Genomic DNA, 18047 nt, shown 5'->3' on the forward strand with positions numbered 1-18047 from the left:
TAAGCAAACAAAGCAAACAAATTTCGAAGAAGTATCACCAGAAGAACTAACAGAATCATTAAACTATATCAACAACCGACCAAGAAAATGTCTTGGTTGGAAAACTGCAAACGAGGCTTTTAATGAGCAATTGTTGCACTTAATTTGACAAATCATCTCATAAAAAAACCCCCTATTAGTAAGAATTAATTTTAATTATACCAATAAGTAATAATATGTCAAATAAACTATTCATTTCCTTGATTTCTTTTTTGTTGAATTATAATCATAGAAACTAAACACCATGAATAAGAAAGTGAAAAACAGGATTTTTAGTGCATTTACATCAGCTTTATATATCAGACTGTACATCATAAGTAAAGATAAGAATATAACACCATTATTAAATATTCTTGATTCTATTAGTAGATTCTTTAGCTCTTTTTTATTCATATTTCTATCTCCCATACCATTATATTTTTATTTCATTATACAAGAATCAATTTCATAAATCATATTTTTCAAGAGCTTAGACTGCTCCTATTAAGAAAACTTACGTTTTTTAAAATTATGCTGCTTGAGTTTCTGATTGTAATAAAGCGTTTAGCCGATCCACTGCTAATTTGCAGGTATTATAAATAAACGTCACCAGGTTTAAATGAAGTTTGGCTTTTCTTCCTATTCTATGACGGACGTTGTTTAACTGAAAATATTGTTTTAAATAGGCATTCACACGTTCTACGGCGGTACGTTCCTTATAAAGTTGTTTCCAAAGTTCAGAGCCACGTGCTGGATACGTGAATTTTCGTATATCCGTGCCACATTTGATTTTGAAAAACCTTTTGACAGAGTGAATCATCACGTAATGGACAGGTTGCACATTCCTTTGGTCTTGTGAACTTTAGTGTTTATATTTTTCATCGAAGCTGTCATAACAGTAGCTGTGTTCACGTACACATGTTGGTCTAAAATGCTCATCAAATCCAAGATACTCGCCTTCATTGCGGATATTATAGGGAATCACTGCACGCATTTGATACTCGTGTAATTGACGGTAAATGGGTTCAAAATCATACCACTGCATCCAAAATAGTGGTCGTGAATATGGAATTAACACACAAGTATTAAAAAAACTGACTTTCTGAAAATTTTTCTTTTTAAAATCATTTCTTATTTTTAAAATTTTGTCAAATCAAGTGCAACAGACACTTCGAATCGCCTTATTTATTATAATTGACGATGTGAAATAAGAGCTATAAAATAAAAAAGACCGTCCAGACGGTTTTTTCTTTTTGGAAGGGGCGATTTTATGTCATCAAAAGCAGATTTAAAACGTTCACATATTATCCAAACGGCGATTCAATATTTAAAGGACAATGATTTAAGTACTTTAACTTTAGATAAAATTGCCAGTAAGGCGAACATTAGCAAAGGTGGATTATTGTATCATTTTAATACCAAGGATGCGCTTCAAACAGCAATCGCTGAAACGATTTGGAACGAGGTGGTACAATCCTATGAACAATTTGCAAGCCTTGAACAAGGAACTGGGAGATTAACGAGAGCATTTATTTTAGCATCTCAAAAAGATCTTGCAAATGGGGCACCCTTAAATATTGCGATTCAAATTATGCAAAATGACCATTCATCCATCTCAACAGTTTATGAATGTTTACTAGACGAGTTGTTCCAAGATGGCTTGGAGGAATCCGTTGTTCATTTGATTCGCTTAACGATTGATGGATTGTATTATTCGAAACTATTAAATATCGCACCGATTTCCGCTAAGGCAGCAGACGGTGTCTATGAACAATTAATGCACATGACAAGGAAGGACTATCATACATGAGTGCTTTGGGTTTTTTATTCATTTCAATTATCTCAGAAGTTTTTGCAAGCTCGATGCTGAAACTTACAAATGGCTTTAAACGATTATACCCTTCAATTGGTGTAGTGGTTGGATATGGAACAGCTTTTTATTTCTTTTCCCTAACATTACAATCTTTAGCAATAGGCACTGCTTATGCGATATGGGCAGGGATAGGAACGGCGCTAACGGCGATAATCGGTATAGTCTTTTATAAGGAATTATTTAATGTAAAAAAGTTTATGGGTATTATATTAATTATTATCGGTGTAGTTGTACTTAATCTTGCTGGTACCGGGCATTAAGGAGGAATTTGTCAATGAAGGGTTATCTATTTTTAACGTTATCCATTGTTAGTGAAGTATTTGCAACAACGATGCTTAAGTTTTCAGAGGCATTTACTATTATAGGTCCTTCCATTGCAGTCGCAGTAGGATATGGCATTTCGTTTTATTCATTGTCCCTATGTTTAAAAACGTTACCATTAAGCCTTGCGTATGCTATTTGGTCTGGTATAGGTACAGCATTAACAGTGATTGTAGGAATCGTTGTATGGGGAGATATTTTTAATCTTTACTCAGCGATTGGAATTACACTGATTATTGGTGGTGTTTTTCTTCTAAATCAAGGAGACCAACATAATGCGACAACATAACATCCAAAAAGAAAACGTCCTAAAATGGACGTTTTCTTTTTTTTGGTAGAATCCTTATTTCCTTTACGAAAAAAGTCGTCATATTCCTAAGTGCTACATATTATAGCGAGAAGGTGTTAAATATTTTTGTATTTGTTTCAATGATTAAAGAAAGATCATAAAGATTAGGAGGGCTGGGGAAATGAATAATGAAAATAAAAAAACCCATTTTCTATGTGAAGCGCTCTACGACATAAAAGCACTCCAGGATGTAATAAAGGATTTTCATTCTAAATATTTCGGGCAGCTGCTTGTGAAAATAGTGGGAAGCGATACGATTCCCTTTTTTTTAATAACCCACAACGGTACACATTTAAGATTAATGGATACGGTAAAGCAGTTTGAAACAGAGTTTTTTCGCATAGAGGCTATTGATAAAGAAAATTGTCGAGGAACTGTTTCGCTTTTGCGAGCCTATGATTATGAAGGGCATGATACGAATTTGATAGCGGAGGTTGTCCGATTAGAGCGAACATCCTCAGAAAAATCAATCGATTTAAGTGGTATATCAGCGATTCAGTTATTAAAGCCTGACATGTTAAAAGGGAAATTTATCATTGAGCCCAAATGGTGATAAAATTTTCAACTTCTTTCAGTGGGTGTCCATACATCCGCTGAAATAAAGGAACTCAGTCTAAGAACTCCACGTCCTGTGGCATTACCGAAATGACTGACATCGTGTCGGCCTACTTGCAGGCATAAGCACAAATCCGATTCCGGACGCATTGTTTATTTTGCACGAAAGGGTAGCGACAGCGGCAAAAATTTTCTGTAGCGAAAGCTACAATAATGCCGAGGCATAATTTAATACTATTAAAATAACATAATAATTAGAGCATCTGTCTAGGTACACGTTGTATTCATTGAATTTATTAGAGAGAGAATCCTATGAAGGGAAGAGATTAATGAATGACAATTATCGGAATGCTGCATCATCGGCTAGATCCTAGAACTGTTCTTAAATCATATGCATTTGCGGCCGTTGCACAAGCAGAAGGAGCTCAATTTTTTTACTTTACCCCAAAAAGCGTTGACTTTGATAAACGTTCCATTAGAGGAAAGGTATATGAAAATGGTGATTGGCATGAAAAAATGATGCCATTTCCAGATGTTATATACAATGCAGGAAGTCCAGAAAAATTATCGGTATCAAAGGACATTATTGAGAAATTGAAAAAGGAGATACCTTTTACAACTTATTCTATTGGGAATAAATGGAATGTGATGAAGCGACTTAAGGAAGCAAAGGAATTTGATAAGTATTTAATCCCATCTGAGATCGTGGAAAATGTTGAATTACTGCATAAATTTATGGCTTTTTATAAAAAAGTCGTATTTAAACCGATAGATGGCCGGAAGGGAAAAGGGATTTATTTTATTTCGAAAGTAGGAAGAACTAACTTTGAGGTAAAGAAGGATAGGGAAACTATTGTTTGTTCACAGTCACAGCTAGATGAATTAATTAGAGCGCAACTTTCTACAGGCACCTTTATCGTACAGCCCTATATTCAATCAAAAACAAAATCAGGTCAAATTTATGATTTTCGTCTTCATGTTCAAAAAAATGGTGAGGGTGAATGGGTTATAACGACGGTTTATCCGCGAATTGCACCAAATGGCTCGATTATACCGAATATTAACAATGGTGGTTTTACCAATTATTTAGATCCTTTTCTAGAGCAGGAATTTAAAGAAGATGCCTATGATATTCGGCGTATGTTAGAGCATTTTTCTTTATCACTAGCTCGACATTTAGATGAAATTCAGATGGCGCAATTTGGAGAAGTCATTGATGAAATTGGCATTGATGTCGGCTTAGATGAACAAAGAAAAATTTGGATGTATGAAGTGAACTGGCGACCAGGTTGCCCTCCTGCTTTTTATTTAGAATTAGATGTGGTCATCAATACTATAAGGTATGCAATGTACCTTGCTAAGAACCAGAAGCAAATCAAAAGGGAAATTAGACAATATAGGAAAAATAATGATTCATCTGAAGAAAAGACTTTAGTAAAAGAATCTTTAGTAGAAGAAGCAATAGTAGTAGAAAAAGCTTTACCAAAAGTTAAGACTTTAGCAGAAGAAAAAGCTTTACCAAAAGATAAGATTTTAGCAGAAGAAAAAGCTTTACCGATTATCGCGATTACAGGCAGTGCTGGAAAAACAACATCAAAAGCATTCCTAGCCTCCATTTTATCGGTAAAATGGAATATCTTTGAGTCAAAAGATTATTGGAATACTACAGAGCATACGAAAAAACATAAAGAAGAAATTAATGCTTCCCATGAGGCCGTTGTGCTTGAATATGGGATGGCTTATCCAGGCATCATCACAAATCACTGTAGCATTATCCAACCGAATATTAGTATTATTACAAATATTGGTTTAGCTCATGTGGGCAACTTCGATGGAGATATTAAAGGAGTGGCCAAGGCAAAGTCGGAATTAATACATGGAATGGACCAAAACGGTTTATTAATATTAAATAAGGACGATGATAATTCTAAGTATTTAGAGACACAGCAATTTAAAGGAAAAATCTTAACTGTTGGTATTCATAATAAAGCGGACTATCAAGCTTATGATATTCAATATAAAGACATCGGTATGAGTTTTAAAATAATTCTGCATGGACAGGAAACTTTAATGTATATCCCAATTTTAGGAGAACATCATGTCTATAATGCGCTAAATGCCGTTGCGGTTGCGGATTATTTAGGGTTTAGTCCAGAAGATATTAAAGCAGGGCTGAATTTCAAAAAACCACCTAGAAGATTAACGATTTATAACTGTCGCGATGACATTACACTAATTGACGATACCGTTCACTCTCATCCTCAGGGCGTACGGGCAGCTATTGATGTTCTTACAAATATAGCGAAGAAACGTAAAATTGCTATTATTGGTCAAATGCGAGAATTAGGGGATTTGAGAGAAGAGGAATATCGTAAGTTGGGCGAATACATTTATGAGCAAGACATTGATTTATTTATCACTTATGGTTTTAGAACGGAGGAAATGGGAGCAGCAGCGAAGGCAAAAGGGATGGATCCTTCTAAAATTTATCATTTCCTCAATAAGGATGATTTGCATGCACTCTTAGAGAAAGTGATACAGCCTCACGACACCATTTTAGTAAAGGGTGCTAGTAAAACGAATATGTTTGATACGGTTAAATTTTTAGATCAAAAATATCAAGAGTAAATAAAAAAGCCCGAGTAATTGACCTTTTGAAGGAAACAATTATTCGGGATATTTTTTTTAGAAAGTATTTTAAATCTAAGATACTTTTAGAATGAACTTTATTTCTTTTGCGGCGTTAATGGCTTTATTTTTAGCTTCCGCTAATGTTGCGCCTTCCGCAATTACATATGCATAACGATGTCCCATCGATAAAGGCGGGGTCAGTAATGTCCCTCTTTTCGGCTTTATATATACATCCACAACTCCTGGTAAATTAGTTGCTCTATTTCTTCCAATAACTTTTTCTAAAATACCTTTACTTTCAACAATGACGTATTTTGTATAGACAAACTTTCGATGCTTTGGATTGATATCGGGGCGTTCACCTAAAAATAATTTAAGTGTTTCTTCCACTAAATTAAATCCAAAAGCGGCGTGAAGCATAGTATTCATTGCTCCCCCTGAGATTCGTGGATTAATCTCAATAAGCTTCCAGCCATTCTTTGTTAAACGAAGCTCTAAATGCAGAGCACCATTTTCGATGTTAAACGCTTTAACAATAGATTGGAGAACTTCCTCAAGACCAGTTTGAATTTCTTTAGGAGCTTTGACGAGAACACCATAACCAGTAATGATAAAACGTTTACCTTGAGTAATTTCTTGTTCAATAATACCGATGACATTAGCTTGCCGTTTATAGACAAGTGCTTCTACTAAATATTGCGGACCTTCGATATATTCTTCAATCATTATTGTTTCTCGAGGATTTTTGCTTCGCAGATGGCTCAGGTGTTTCTTCAGTTGGTCTGAGTCGTTGGCTAACAAAACATCTTTGGAGCCTGTTGATTTTGGAGATTTCACAATAAGTGGAAATGCCAAGTTATTAGAGAAGGACTCATTTGGCTTGAGAAGAAAAAACTTAGGAGAATAAGGCTGGTTCTTTAAAAAATTTCTAGTTTTTTCTTTATCCTCCATCATTTCGATAGCTGTTGAAGACGTATAGTTGACACAAAATTCATCACATAAAATTGAGGCAATATGGACAAAAGGATCGACAAAACTAACAATAGATTTTATTTCTAACCCGGTTTTAGTTAAATTATAAATTTCATCTTTCATGTCTTCTATATTCGAAGTATCAATAAGAATCATTTTATGAATATCTGGGTAGGCTTTTCTCTGCTGTAACTGCTTTTCGTTGTTTGTAAAAAGGACTGTAAAATAACCTAATTTTTCTGCTGCTCTTGTTGCTTCACGACTTGACCCGGATTTGTTAGTGCCGATAAATATAATTGTTTTCAGGTATATCACTCCCTCTATTGTTCGTTAGATACTTTATCAACTATATATATATGCGAAGAAATAGATTTCCTCTAGTTATGTATCTCGCATACATCCAAGCAACTTTTAAGAAGCTACATATACTAGAGTGGAAAGGAGGGAAAATAATATGAAGCCTCTTACGGTGCAGAATTTAACAGTCATTACTGCAGGCCATTTAGTGCAAGGGTCGGAGGAAGTGTTGATTCAACATGGCGCTTATCGACTGAAGCAAGTGAAAAAACCAAATACCGCCCTTTTTACAAATAAGCGTATTGTGAACTGGAAAGATTATGAGTCACTTTATCCTATAGTGCTTGTAACCGATAGACTATACAGTCAAAATGAATTACCTGAGCAAATAATCATCATTAAAGTAGAAGATACAGATGAGGCCTATTGGAAGTTTGTAAATTTTTATCGCAATCAATTTAATATCCCTGTCGTAGCTATTACGGGTACTTCTGGTAAATCGACGACGAAGGAAATGATCAAACATATACTTTCTGCAGAAAAAAATGTAGCATCCACGCCACTTAGTAGTAATTCTAGAACTGCTTCTTTGCAATATTTACTGAATATCGATGATCATACCGACGCAGCCGTTTATGAAACAGCTGTTGGTTCACCGGGGGACATCAAACTTGCAGGGCAATATTTCAAGCCGACTATTGGGATTATTACAAATATAGGAGCACATCATTTAAATTATTGTAAAACTTTAGAAGGGTATATCGAAGCAAAGGGTGAAATGCTGGACATTATTAGTCCCACAGGCTCCTTAATCCTTAATGCTGATGATATCAACTCAAGTAAAATAGATTTATCGAAGTTTCAAGGACGCATTATTAAAGTAGGTAAGCATGAATCCTGTGATTTTCAAGCAAGTAATATTCGCTACCACAAAAATGGTATGCTGTTCAACGTTTATCACAAAAAGAAACTCTATGAAATCTTTGTACCAGGTTTTGGCGAGCACCAAGTATATAATGCGCTCACTGCGATTGCAGCTATTTGTGAAATGGGTTTGCCGATTTCTTTAGCAGCTGAACAACTGCCATCATTCCGAAAATTGAATAAGCAGCTTCAGGTGTTTAAGGGCATTAATAATTCCATGTTAATAGATGATACATGGAATATTACGACTACTTCTTTAGAGGCAGGATTAAAAGTTTTGAATGTGCTCGGAGAAGGCAAGAAAACGATTGCCGTTATTGGGACGATTACAGATTTAGGGTCTTGGGGGTATATTATTCACGAGCAAGCGGGAGAATTAATTAGTGAAATTGGGGTCGATGTACTTATTACGATAGGGGAACATGCAAGCATTATGGCGCTTCATGCCATTGAGGCAGGACTGAGTTCACCTGTGTATATTTTTAAAAATAGTACGCGCGTCTATAAATTGTTAGAAGATATTGTAGATGAAAATACGATTCTTTTCATTAAAGGAGATATGTATAGTAAAGAAGTTTCTAAGTTGGCAGATGATTTAAAAATAAAAAAAACATCTTCTTCTGAATAGATTTCACCTAAATAAATGTTATTTTTCATCATTTACTAGAATGAGCATTTCTATAATCAATTGCTTGAAATGCATAGTCACATTTTAACTCATTTATTCAGAAATATACTTTATAGAAAGGGGGCGTAGTTAACTTGCAACATATAAGTGTGAGCGATATAAGAAAATTATTACAAGGAGAATTAATAAGCGGTTCTGAACGTTGGTCTGTTAAACATGCAATTTATTATAATCGACATGAACTGACTCAAAATCATACACTTATGTTTGTTAGTAAAAGTGATACAATCAACTGGCAAGAAATAGATCGAAAGGGGCCATCTCTAGTCATTTCTGATAAATCATCAGTGGAATTGAAAAATGCGCTGAAGAATACGACCGTTATACACGTCAAGAGCATTGTGCAGGCATATTGGAAATTTATGGACTATTATAGAAATCTATTTCAAATACCAGTCGTTGCTTTGACCGGAACATGTGGTAAAACGACAACGAAAGAAATGATTAAACATATAGCTAGTAAAGAATGGAATGTTCAAGCATCTGTTAGCAGTAAAAATGAGCCACGGCAATCCTTACCGTACTTGACTGGGATCGATCAGAAAACAAAAGCAGCTATCTTTGAATTAGGATTGGGGAATATAGGGAATATTAAACACCAGTGTATGATCTATCAGCCTACGATTGGTATTATTACGAATATCGGTGTTCATCATTTAGATGGATGTAATAATCTTGATGGCTATATAAAAGCAAAAGCTGAAATTGTAGAAGGAATAAGAAAAGATGGCACGTTAATCATTAATGGTGATGATGAAAACATTAAAAAGATCCCCCTAAATAAATTTAAAGGAAAGATTATTACCTTCGGCGTCAACGAAAAGTCAGATTATCAAGCTACGAATATACAATTCACAAAAGGCGGCATGAAATTTGTACTTAAAGTGTCAAATCAAAAATACAATTTATTTGTTCCAGGATACGGAGAACACCAAGTATACAATGCATTAGCTGCAATAGCTGCCGTAAAGGAAATGGGCCTTTCCATTGCTGTCGCAATTTCGCAATTAAAAACATTCAAAGCGATGGCAAGACACTTAGAATTTTCTACAGGCATCGGTGAATGTACTATAGTAGATGATACTTGGACAAATAACCCGACTTCTGTTGAAGCAGCACTGAAGGTTTTAGATACGATAGGAAAAGGGAAAAAAGTAATTCTTATTTTAGGTGACATTAAGAGATTAGGAAATTTCGAAGAAAAATATCATCGAGAGATTGGCACAATGGTCGCGAAAAGAAATATTGATACGCTTATTACTATTGGCAATAGAGCAGAAAATATTGCGAACCAAGCGTTGAAGGATGGCACCAAGGCAGATGTTCATATGTTTAAAGATGTTACAGGCGTTTTAGATGTACTAAAGCATAAGCTCGATAGTGAAACCATTGTACTTATTAAAGGTCCAATGTCTAGCAAATCTATGATAGAATTTGCGAATCAATTAAAAAATAAATAATAGAAAAAGAAGCTTCTACTCTGTAAGATTAAGTACGAGTAATTGTATTTTACATCTTATTAGATAGCGTTTTGTTTATAATGTTTCACATTTAATAAAAAATGCACACTACTAAATTTGATTTTAGTAGTGTGCATTTTTATTTTGAATAAATTTTTTATAGATTTATTAAAAGATTAAACATTTTACAATTACGAAGAAAAACAATAAGATATGAACTTTAGTTCTTGTTTAAAGGAGGTTAGTAATTGTATTGGTTTGAGTTTTGTCCGAAGCTTATTGAAAGCAAATATGAGTTACTAGTATTTAAAGATAACCAACCTTTTCTTCCTTTAACAGATTATTATCATGATTGTTTAGGGAGAATTGATAAAAGCTCTGCTTTATCCTATTTGAAATGTTTGCTTCCATTTTTTAAATGGTTAGAGAAAGAGAGTCACTATCAAGGGAACAGGGTGCTATGGAATGATCCTCAGGAAAAGGTACGTGTCGCAATTGAAGATTATTTGATGCATGAGATGAAATGTAAGGTTCGTGATAAAAACACTTTTCGTTTTGTAAATTTAACTAATAAGAGTCCGAATACAATTAGTCGATTTTTATCAGCGTTAAAATCCTACTATAAATCTATGATACGTTTAAAACAGTATCTACCAGTAATCCATTAATAGATGGTCAAGCTATTTTACACAGCTATAAAGAAGAAATAAAAGGTGTTCGAGAGGATAAGCCTAGAATGCCCTCTGTTGCAGGTACAGAAGAAGCTATTCTCCATCGAAGATTAACAGATTCTTATTTTAAAATTATCAATGAAGAATGGCAGCCACAAATTATAGATGATATAGATTTACCTTATCAAGTATATCAGGCTAAATGCGATGTTTATAAAAAGGATACGATGTTTAAAATAAAGTCGCGACGATTATAAAAAAGTTACGATTAATAACCCTGGGTATTGGCTCAGTGGGCCACGTCCGGACGATGCCAGGTACGTGCTTTCCTTGTAGGTCGCCGTTTACATGCTTCAGGATGAGTTTGGAACGGTTTCTGTAACCTTATTCCCGCAAGTTTTTCATCTTGTTCAAGAGCTTTTACTAGAAGATGAATTGCTTTACATTGAGAGAACGCTTGAAAAGCGCTTTGGTAGACCTCAAGTGAAAATAAAATATGCACAAACGACGAAAAGAATATGAAATTGAAGGGGATTTTAGAAACTGCATAAATTTTTATGCAGTTTTTTCTTTACTTTCAAATAATTATTTTGTAAGATAAAGCCAACTTCAAAAGTGGCCAGACCACTTTTGAATTCATTCAGTAAGAGACGCCATCATCTGAAGGTGGTGGATTTTGTTTCTTTTTAGTAGGTATCCAAACACCTACTGAATGAAGATACTGAATGAAGATAAAGCCTTTGGATGCATTGTTTATCTGCGCGAAAGGAAAGCGACAGCAATAATTATTCCAAGGCGAATAGATTGACCGAGGAGTTGATCGTATGGATAAAAAAACCGAACAAAAGAAAGTGTTTTTAGATATCGTCCAACAATTACGACAACTTATTAAAATAGAAAAAATACAGGCTGGTGAAAAGTTACCTTCCGAAAGAGTCCTTTCAGAACGTCTAGGTGTCGGGCGATCCTCTGCGAGAGAGGCATTGCGAAGTTTAGAGTTATTAGGTCTTATTGAAACGAGACATGGGGAAGGTACGTATCTAGCTTCTACAAAAGCATCAGCTCGTAGAAATATTGTCGATGTTTATATTAGAAGATGAAAAATCAAAAAGGATGTCGAATTAACGCGACAAATTCATGAAAAGGAAGCCATTCGCGTTATAAGTTGTACAGAGACTCTGCGAACACTACCAGAGTGGGGCAGTTTTTTTGTAAAGCTAGAGATAGAAAGTACGATTAATTGTCGGGATGTTTTACGAGAAATAATCATCACGTCAGGAAATCGTCTTTCACTAAAAGTCTGGTTTCAGTTAGCAGTTTATGCCGGTGACCGTTTAAATCGAAACTCAACAGAAGAAGAAAAATTAATCATTCAAACTATGTTGAAATCGATGCAGCTTGGCTATGAAAAAGAAGCATTAAAAGCTTACGAACAGTGGATGAATGCTGAACAAGGCATTTAGACAACAAAGGGGGAGTAAAACATGGTAATACGTAGCTTATTTAGTAAAAAGAAAGAGGACGGACAGGAAAAGGGATTTCCAGAAGGACTTATGACAAAATGTCCAGAATGCCGTCACATTCAGTTAACAAAGGAATTAGAAAAAAATCATAAAGTGTGTACAAAATGCGACCATCATTTCAAAATGACTGCACAGGAGCGCGTAGCATATCTCTTAGATGAAGGTTCATTTGTTTCAATGGATGATCATTTACAAACAAGTAATCCACTTAATTTCCCTGATTATGTAGAAAAAATTTCAGTGGCTAAACAACAAACGGGATTAAGCGAAGCTGTACTGACTGGGTTAGGTACTCTTGATGGAGAAGAAATTGTTGTAGCCATTATGGATTCTCATTTCCGTATGGGCTCAATGGGCTCCGTTGTAGGAGAAAAAATCACACGTGCCGTTGAAAAAGCTATTGAATTACGTTTACCGGTTATTATTTTTACTGCTAGTGGTGGAGCGCGCATGCAAGAAGGTATTCTATCATTAATGCAAATGGTAAAAACGAGTGTGGCATTAAAACGTCATAGTGAAGAAGGACTATTATTTATTTCGATCATGACGCATCCTACATACGGTGGCGTTTCAGCAAGCTTTGCCTCTGTTGGAGATATTAATATTGCTGAACCACAAGCATTGATTGGCTTTGCTGGTCGCCGTGTCATTGAAGAAACATTAAGGGAAAAATTACCAAATGATTTCCAAAAGTCAGAGTTTTTACTAGAGCATGGTCAGCTTGATGCAGTTTTCCATCGGAAGGATTTACGAAATCAAGTAGTAATGCTTGTAAAAATGCATACAAAAGGCGGTGTGCAACATGTCTAAAAATTTAGCTTTTGAAGAACCAGTAGTACAATTACGAGAAAAAATTGATGAATTAAAAACGATTGCTACAGAGGCAGATGTAGATATGACAAGCGAAATCGAAAAGCTTGAAACACGTCTAACACAGCTAGAACAATCTATTTATGCCAATATGAAGCCATGGGATCGTGTACAGGTTGCTAGACATCCAGAACGACCAACTACTTTACAATATATAGAAGCTATGTGTGAAAACTTTATTGAGTTACATGGAGATCGTACATTTGGTGATGATGCAGCTATTCTTGGAGGAATTGCTCTCTTTGAAGAACAGCCCGTAACAATTGTTGGACATCAACGCGGAAAATCAACTAAAGAAAATATTCGACGAAATTTTGGTATGCCACACCCTGAAGGATATCGTAAGGCATTACGCTTAATGAAGCAAGCTGAGAAATTTAAGCGCCCAATTATTTGTTTTATTGATACAAAAGGAGCCTATCCGGGTAAGGCAGCCGAGGAACGCGGCCCAAGTGAAGCCATTGCTAGAACTCTCTCTGAAATGGCGATTCTAACAGTACCAGTTATTAGTATTGTTATTGGGGAAGGCGGAAGTGGGGGTGCCATTGCATTAGGGGTAGCTAATCGCGTCTTTATGTTAGAGAACTCAACGTATTCGGTTATCTCGCCTGAAGGGGCTGCATCGATCTTATGGCGAGATGGTAGCCTAGGGAAGCAAGCTGCAGAAGCAATGCGTATAACAGCACCTGACTTAAAAGAGCTCGACGTTATTGATGGAATAATCCCTGAAATAACTGGTGGAGCACACCGCAATGTTGCGAAGCAAGCATCTTATATAAAAGAATGTATAAGCGTCACACTAAAAGCATTGAATTCTCTAAATGGCGAACAATTAATTGAAGATCGCTATGAGAAATTCAGAAAGATTGGACAATATACAGAAGTTTAAATTCATTTTTAGGTTATTGGACATGTGAATTTGTTCGTAAAGAGATAAAAAATGTTTCTTAAATAAATTAATATCCTAATGATGGAAGAAAAAAGAGTTGTAGTTTGTAAAAAAAGATTGATCATTTATAATAAAGTTCGATTATTTGTAATATAGTTTGATAAAAATAACTTCGCATTTAAATAAAACCCACGCATTTTGATCAAACTTTTTTCAAAATGCGTGGGTTTCTTCTATTATAAAATCAACTATTGCAACAAACTTTTAATCAAACTTTATTACAAACCAACATCAACAATTGATGTCGATTCCGTTTTATAATTTCATTTTATAATAATTTCTTGACTTTTAATAAAACTTAAGGAAAGCTTCTTTTTCTATTATTTATTCTGTTGAGCATCTCAAATTTGAAGCAATTGAAATGATTCTAGTAAACTTTCTTAAAAAACACGTTTTGCTGTAATATAATGCTCTTTATAATAATCAACCATTAGTACTCTTGTAGTAATACCACTAGAACTTGGAATGATAATACGTTGATCTCCGGCATAGATAGCTACTAGAGAAGGGGTTTTAGAGCCTTTAACACTGTTAAAGAACACTAAATCTCCCTTTTTTAAATTAGTACGTGAAACCGTTGTTCCAACATTCATTAGTTCCTTTAAATTGGTTGTACCCAGTTTAATTCCACTCTTACGATAGATGAAGTCTACATATCCTGGCGCTGTAAAGCGAAGACTTGCTTCATTATTAGTAGAGCTCATAGTTACTTTATTTTTATAATTAAAGGCGTTTTCAACAATTTTATCGCCTTTCGTTGCAGGATTAGCTGAAAGTAATGTAGGTAATACTCTACGGGCCCCTACATAATTATCTGTATAATACGGTTTGCTATTTAAATCAGAAATAACGATATTTTGCTTAGAATCAGCCATGTGAATCATTTTATTGTTCCCAATATACATACCAACGTGGTCAGGGTCTGTCCCAGTTTTTTTACTCTTAAAGAATAGTAAATCACCTTTTTGTAATTGATTTCTGCTAACAGCTGTTCCTTGCTGTATCATATAATCTTCATTATAAGTACCAATATCTACACCATTTTTCTCGAAAATGTACATGATAAATGAAGCGCAAGAAAATTTATAAGGATATGTAGCCTTGTATTCGGAATTGCTGTATGTCGCCTTACCCATTAAGCTTTTTCCAGTTTGAATTAACTGATCCGCTTTCGCATTAACTGCTTGTGAGTTATTCAGGGTATTTGTTGTTGCAGCCTCTACTTCTATAGGTTGAACAGTTGGTTGTACCATCCCCACTGTGCTAAAACCTATCGTCAATGCTAATGTTGTTGTTAAAAATCGTTTATTCATGTTGTTAAATTCCTCCTGAAGCTAATGTTAGGATTAATCCTGATTTGGTTTGTCACTGGAATTAATCGTAGCATGAAAAAGTAGGGCTTCTTTGAGGTAAATGTTACCACGGTGGATGGGAATTCGCTGCAAACACCTGATATAAAAGGCTTCATAGCCTTAATTTACAGTTATATTACAAATGTTTCAGTTGGGTGAAGTGTTAAAGTAACGAAAGGCCATAGGGGCAGGCATTACAAGCATTTCTAAGCGTTGGAAGAAGGTCTTGAAAGACATGACGAAGGGCTAAACGACAATTACCAACCTATATATTTACTACGGAAAACTTAGCGATAAAAGGGGGAGTTTCTTTCTAGGTACTAGGAGAGAAGAGCGCCACAAATGAGACCCAGGAGCGCAAGCGAAGCGGGTCATCGAACGCCCCCAGTAGGAATGGAAATCATCCTCTCATCATGCCTACGATTTATCTTTTTTTTGCTCTTTAGAAGACGGATGTCGATAAAATTCAGAAGTTGGATGATAAAACGCGAAAGTTAATCCATAAAACTAAAAAATTGGGCGATAAAACGTAAAAGTGTTCCGATAAAATTAAAAAGTTGGATGATATTTTGTTAAAACGTCTGTCATGTGGATAAGTTGATTTGCTGAAGATCATACTTTATTTCACAAAATATTTTTACGGCATGCCTTTTATTCAACTGTTTTCTTTAAATTTCCTGAATCATCTCCACTCTATTACCGAATGGATCCCTAAATTCAAAGCGTTCAAAATGAGGAATAGGAACTGAATCGAAAATTTCTATATGGTGTTCGGCTAATACCTTTTTCCACTGCTCGATATTTTCAACTTGATAAGCAATATGAGCCTTTGTCGTGAATCTGTCAAAGCCATCCTCCGTACCTACATGGACCTCTCTATTGCCGACCTGTAACCAAAATCCACCTCGTCCTTTCAGCGAATCAGGCTTTTCAGTTTCTTTTAGTCCTAATACTTGACAGTAAAAATATTTCCCTTTTTCTTCTTCACCTTTTGGAATTGTTATTTGAACGTGATGTAAGCCTATAACCATTTTTTCTCCTCCTTTAATTCTAATCAATACTTACTTCTAGGATAATAATGCCAAATCCTTTAATTTGACGAATGAATAGTAATTTTTTCACGAATGAAGCATTTGTAAAACCAGTAATGAGAATTAGGGAGTAAGCCCATAATAGCCATGAGGCGAAATATCGATCTACATCAGCCGATAAATTCGGGAAAATATTGTCGAAAACTAATAATACGACTGCATCGAGGAGCATTCTAGGTAATACGATACAAATAGCAGCCTAAAGGATTGAGTAGGAGTAGGACTTATAATCTAAATAGGTTATAAACGCAGTCATACTAATGCCTAAGTTGAATTGTTAAGTACTAATAATGTGATTAACGTACAACTATTTATATTTCAAAAATTAAACTCTCATTTAGTTATTAATAATCAATAACTAGAAGGGGGGGTATTTTGGTCAAAATTAGTGATTTGATTGATGATTTTAAAATGAATCAGCAAATTTAAGGTTGTAAAGATAATTATAATGAATTACCATTTAGCGATGAATTATTTTACTAAGTTACGGATATGCAAGGTTAGCAGTACACTAATAAGGTTTACTTCAGTAAAATAAGGTATATTATATTTAGATTCTCTTTAAGGATAAGAAAAGTAGGTGAACAAAGTGGGGAAATATCAATTGGATACTAAAGGTAAGGTAGCTGTGACAAAGTATCATGAAAAACACAAGCCTGCCAAATTTGATAAAAAGCAGCAACTTGAAAAAATACGTGCGGAGTATTTGAAAAAGAAGCAAGAACAAACAGATAAATAATATGAATGAAAACATAGGAAGACTAAAATCTCCCTATGTTTTTCTTATTCGAAGTTTTTTTGTGTTGATTTAATGATTTAATGTCTTCATGACCTAATCGATCTTTTATAATCAATCGATTAACATTTTACTCATTTTAAAAAAATGAAGCATGTGAATGACGTAATCCTTTCGCTTGAATAGGTTTTACTCCAGCTAAATTGTATAGGATTATTATTTATAGTTATTGGTGAACTTTTTAGGGTTTACCATTTTACTGGAGTTTTTATGAATTTATTTTAGTGAAAGTTTTTTCTATAGAGACTTTAACTTTTTTGATTAGAGAAAAGCTATCTGATGGATAAAAATGGTGTGTAGTATTATTAATAGAGACAACAAATTTGATCATAAAGAGATTTGATTTGAAGTGCATTTATATTGTGGGCAAGTAAAAGAGTTATTCGGATTATCATCAAATGAAATTAACCTCGGTGAAAATTATGTACCTGAAATACATGATGCTCAAGTGACTGAATTAGCAAGCAAAAAGTTTGGATATCAACAAGTGAAGCAGGTAGCATCTGCGTGAAAATGGGGATTAATGGATATAAGAGATTGAGGGGTATTTCCCTCTTTTTTTGTTTGTGACGGATTGTAATATTAAGTGCAACACTCAGAAATCAATATAAAGGAAGCCCATAACGACCTCGTGTAGAATGTAGTTACCACACCAACATTCAAACGGAGGAATCGTTATGAGCTATACCCATCTTACCATATCAGAA

General features: G+C 34.7%; 18 protein-coding genes and 3 pseudogenes. 16 read left to right on the plus strand and 5 right to left on the minus strand.

The window, feature by feature from the left end; genetic code table 11:
• Window positions 1-148: pseudogene (locus AC1DCY_RS24195) on the plus strand (IS30 family transposase); the annotation flags it as partial.
• Between the two features lie 399 nt (window positions 149-547).
• On the opposite strand, the pseudogene AC1DCY_RS24200 reads toward AC1DCY_RS24195, so the two are convergent.
• Window positions 548-1054 (minus strand): annotated as a pseudogene (locus tag AC1DCY_RS24200) (transposase); the annotation flags it as partial.
• A 234-nt stretch (window positions 1055-1288) separates the two neighbouring features.
• Between AC1DCY_RS24200 and AC1DCY_RS24205 the strand changes: the two are divergent.
• The 5 genes from AC1DCY_RS24205 to AC1DCY_RS24225 all read left to right on the plus strand — a co-directional run bounded on the left by AC1DCY_RS24205 (window position 1289) and on the right by AC1DCY_RS24225 (window position 5744).
• Window positions 1289-1828, plus strand: a complete 540-nt coding sequence (locus tag AC1DCY_RS24205) for a TetR/AcrR family transcriptional regulator (protein WP_477354364.1) — start codon at window positions 1289-1291, stop codon at window positions 1826-1828.
• Window positions 1825-2151 (plus strand): DMT family transporter, encoded by a 327-nt coding sequence (locus tag AC1DCY_RS24210; protein WP_477354367.1) that lies wholly within the window; start codon window positions 1825-1827, stop codon window positions 2149-2151. Before AC1DCY_RS24205 ends, AC1DCY_RS24210 begins: the two co-directional genes overlap by 4 nt.
• Before the next feature lie 14 nt (window positions 2152-2165).
• The gene (locus tag AC1DCY_RS24215; protein WP_477354370.1) at window positions 2166-2501 is read left to right on the plus strand and encodes a DMT family transporter; all 336 of its coding nucleotides are present in this window, start codon (window positions 2166-2168) and stop codon (window positions 2499-2501) included.
• Between the two features lie 181 nt (window positions 2502-2682).
• On the plus strand, window positions 2683-3114 hold the full coding sequence (locus tag AC1DCY_RS24220) for a hypothetical protein (protein WP_477354373.1): 432 nt from the start codon (window positions 2683-2685) through the stop codon (window positions 3112-3114).
• Between the two features lie 335 nt (window positions 3115-3449).
• On the plus strand, window positions 3450-5744 hold the full coding sequence (locus AC1DCY_RS24225; protein ID WP_477354375.1) for a YheC/YheD family protein: 2295 nt from the start codon (window positions 3450-3452) through the stop codon (window positions 5742-5744).
• Between the two features lie 75 nt (window positions 5745-5819).
• On the opposite strand, the gene AC1DCY_RS24230 is transcribed toward AC1DCY_RS24225, so the two are convergent.
• The gene (locus AC1DCY_RS24230) at window positions 5820-7025 is read right to left on the minus strand and encodes an ATP-grasp domain-containing protein (RefSeq protein ID WP_477354399.1); all 1206 of its coding nucleotides are present in this window, start codon (window positions 7023-7025) and stop codon (window positions 5820-5822) included.
• Between the two features lie 148 nt (window positions 7026-7173).
• Here AC1DCY_RS24230 and AC1DCY_RS24235 point away from each other — a divergent pair, with 148 nt between their 5' ends.
• The 8 genes and pseudogenes from AC1DCY_RS24235 (at window position 7174) to AC1DCY_RS24270 (ending at window position 14041) form a co-directional block, all read left to right on the plus strand.
• Window positions 7174-8568 carry a UDP-N-acetylmuramoyl-tripeptide--D-alanyl-D-alanine ligase gene (locus AC1DCY_RS24235; RefSeq protein ID WP_477354378.1) on the plus strand — a complete coding sequence of 465 codons (1395 nt, stop codon included), beginning with the start codon at window positions 7174-7176 and terminating at the stop codon, window positions 8566-8568.
• A gap of 134 nt (window positions 8569-8702) precedes the next feature.
• The gene (locus tag AC1DCY_RS24240) at window positions 8703-10088 is read left to right on the plus strand and encodes a UDP-N-acetylmuramoyl-tripeptide--D-alanyl-D-alanine ligase (RefSeq protein ID WP_477354381.1); all 1386 of its coding nucleotides are present in this window, start codon (window positions 8703-8705) and stop codon (window positions 10086-10088) included.
• Window positions 10089-10336: 248 nt separating this feature from the next.
• Entirely contained in the window at window positions 10337-10756 is a 420-nt protein-coding gene (locus AC1DCY_RS24245; RefSeq protein ID WP_477354384.1) for a hypothetical protein, read from the plus strand.
• Between the two features lie 68 nt (window positions 10757-10824).
• The gene (locus AC1DCY_RS24250; RefSeq protein ID WP_477354387.1) at window positions 10825-11016 is read left to right on the plus strand and encodes a hypothetical protein; all 192 of its coding nucleotides are present in this window, start codon (window positions 10825-10827) and stop codon (window positions 11014-11016) included.
• Between the two features lie 91 nt (window positions 11017-11107).
• Window positions 11108-11281, plus strand: a complete 174-nt coding sequence (locus tag AC1DCY_RS24255) for a hypothetical protein (protein ID WP_157059193.1) — start codon at window positions 11108-11110, stop codon at window positions 11279-11281.
• Window positions 11282-11583: 302 nt separating this feature from the next.
• Window positions 11584-12222: pseudogene (locus tag AC1DCY_RS24260) on the plus strand (FadR/GntR family transcriptional regulator).
• Window positions 12223-12243: 21 nt separating this feature from the next.
• Window positions 12244-13092, plus strand: a complete 849-nt coding sequence (accD, locus tag AC1DCY_RS24265) for an acetyl-CoA carboxylase, carboxyltransferase subunit beta (protein ID WP_477354390.1) — start codon at window positions 12244-12246, stop codon at window positions 13090-13092.
• Window positions 13085-14041 carry an acetyl-CoA carboxylase carboxyltransferase subunit alpha gene (locus tag AC1DCY_RS24270; protein WP_283868104.1) on the plus strand — a complete coding sequence of 319 codons (957 nt, stop codon included), beginning with the start codon at window positions 13085-13087 and terminating at the stop codon, window positions 14039-14041. The genes accD and AC1DCY_RS24270 overlap by 8 nt, the downstream gene beginning before the upstream one ends.
• A gap of 440 nt (window positions 14042-14481) precedes the next feature.
• Here the strand turns inward: AC1DCY_RS24270 and AC1DCY_RS24275 are convergent, their stop codons facing one another.
• The 3 genes from AC1DCY_RS24275 to AC1DCY_RS24285 form a co-directional block, all read right to left on the minus strand.
• Window positions 14482-15414 (minus strand): C40 family peptidase, encoded by a 933-nt coding sequence (locus AC1DCY_RS24275; protein ID WP_477354392.1) that lies wholly within the window; start codon window positions 15412-15414, stop codon window positions 14482-14484.
• Between the two features lie 707 nt (window positions 15415-16121).
• The gene (locus AC1DCY_RS24280) at window positions 16122-16484 is read right to left on the minus strand and encodes a VOC family protein (RefSeq protein ID WP_477354394.1); all 363 of its coding nucleotides are present in this window, start codon (window positions 16482-16484) and stop codon (window positions 16122-16124) included.
• A gap of 19 nt (window positions 16485-16503) precedes the next feature.
• Window positions 16504-16737, minus strand: a complete 234-nt coding sequence (locus AC1DCY_RS24285) for a DUF5367 family protein (protein ID WP_477354401.1) — start codon at window positions 16735-16737, stop codon at window positions 16504-16506.
• Window positions 16738-17133: 396 nt separating this feature from the next.
• On the opposite strand from AC1DCY_RS24285, the gene AC1DCY_RS24290 reads away from it, so the two are divergent.
• Complete coding sequence (locus AC1DCY_RS24290; RefSeq protein ID WP_053594876.1) at window positions 17134-17283, plus strand: hypothetical protein; 150 nt, start codon at window positions 17134-17136, stop codon at window positions 17281-17283.
• A gap of 406 nt (window positions 17284-17689) precedes the next feature.
• Window positions 17690-17851, plus strand: a complete 162-nt coding sequence (locus tag AC1DCY_RS24295) for a hypothetical protein (RefSeq protein ID WP_477354397.1) — start codon at window positions 17690-17692, stop codon at window positions 17849-17851.
• Window positions 17852-18047 lie beyond the last annotated feature (196 nt).

It is taken from the genome of Lysinibacillus sp. 10T31 (assembly GCF_056394365.1).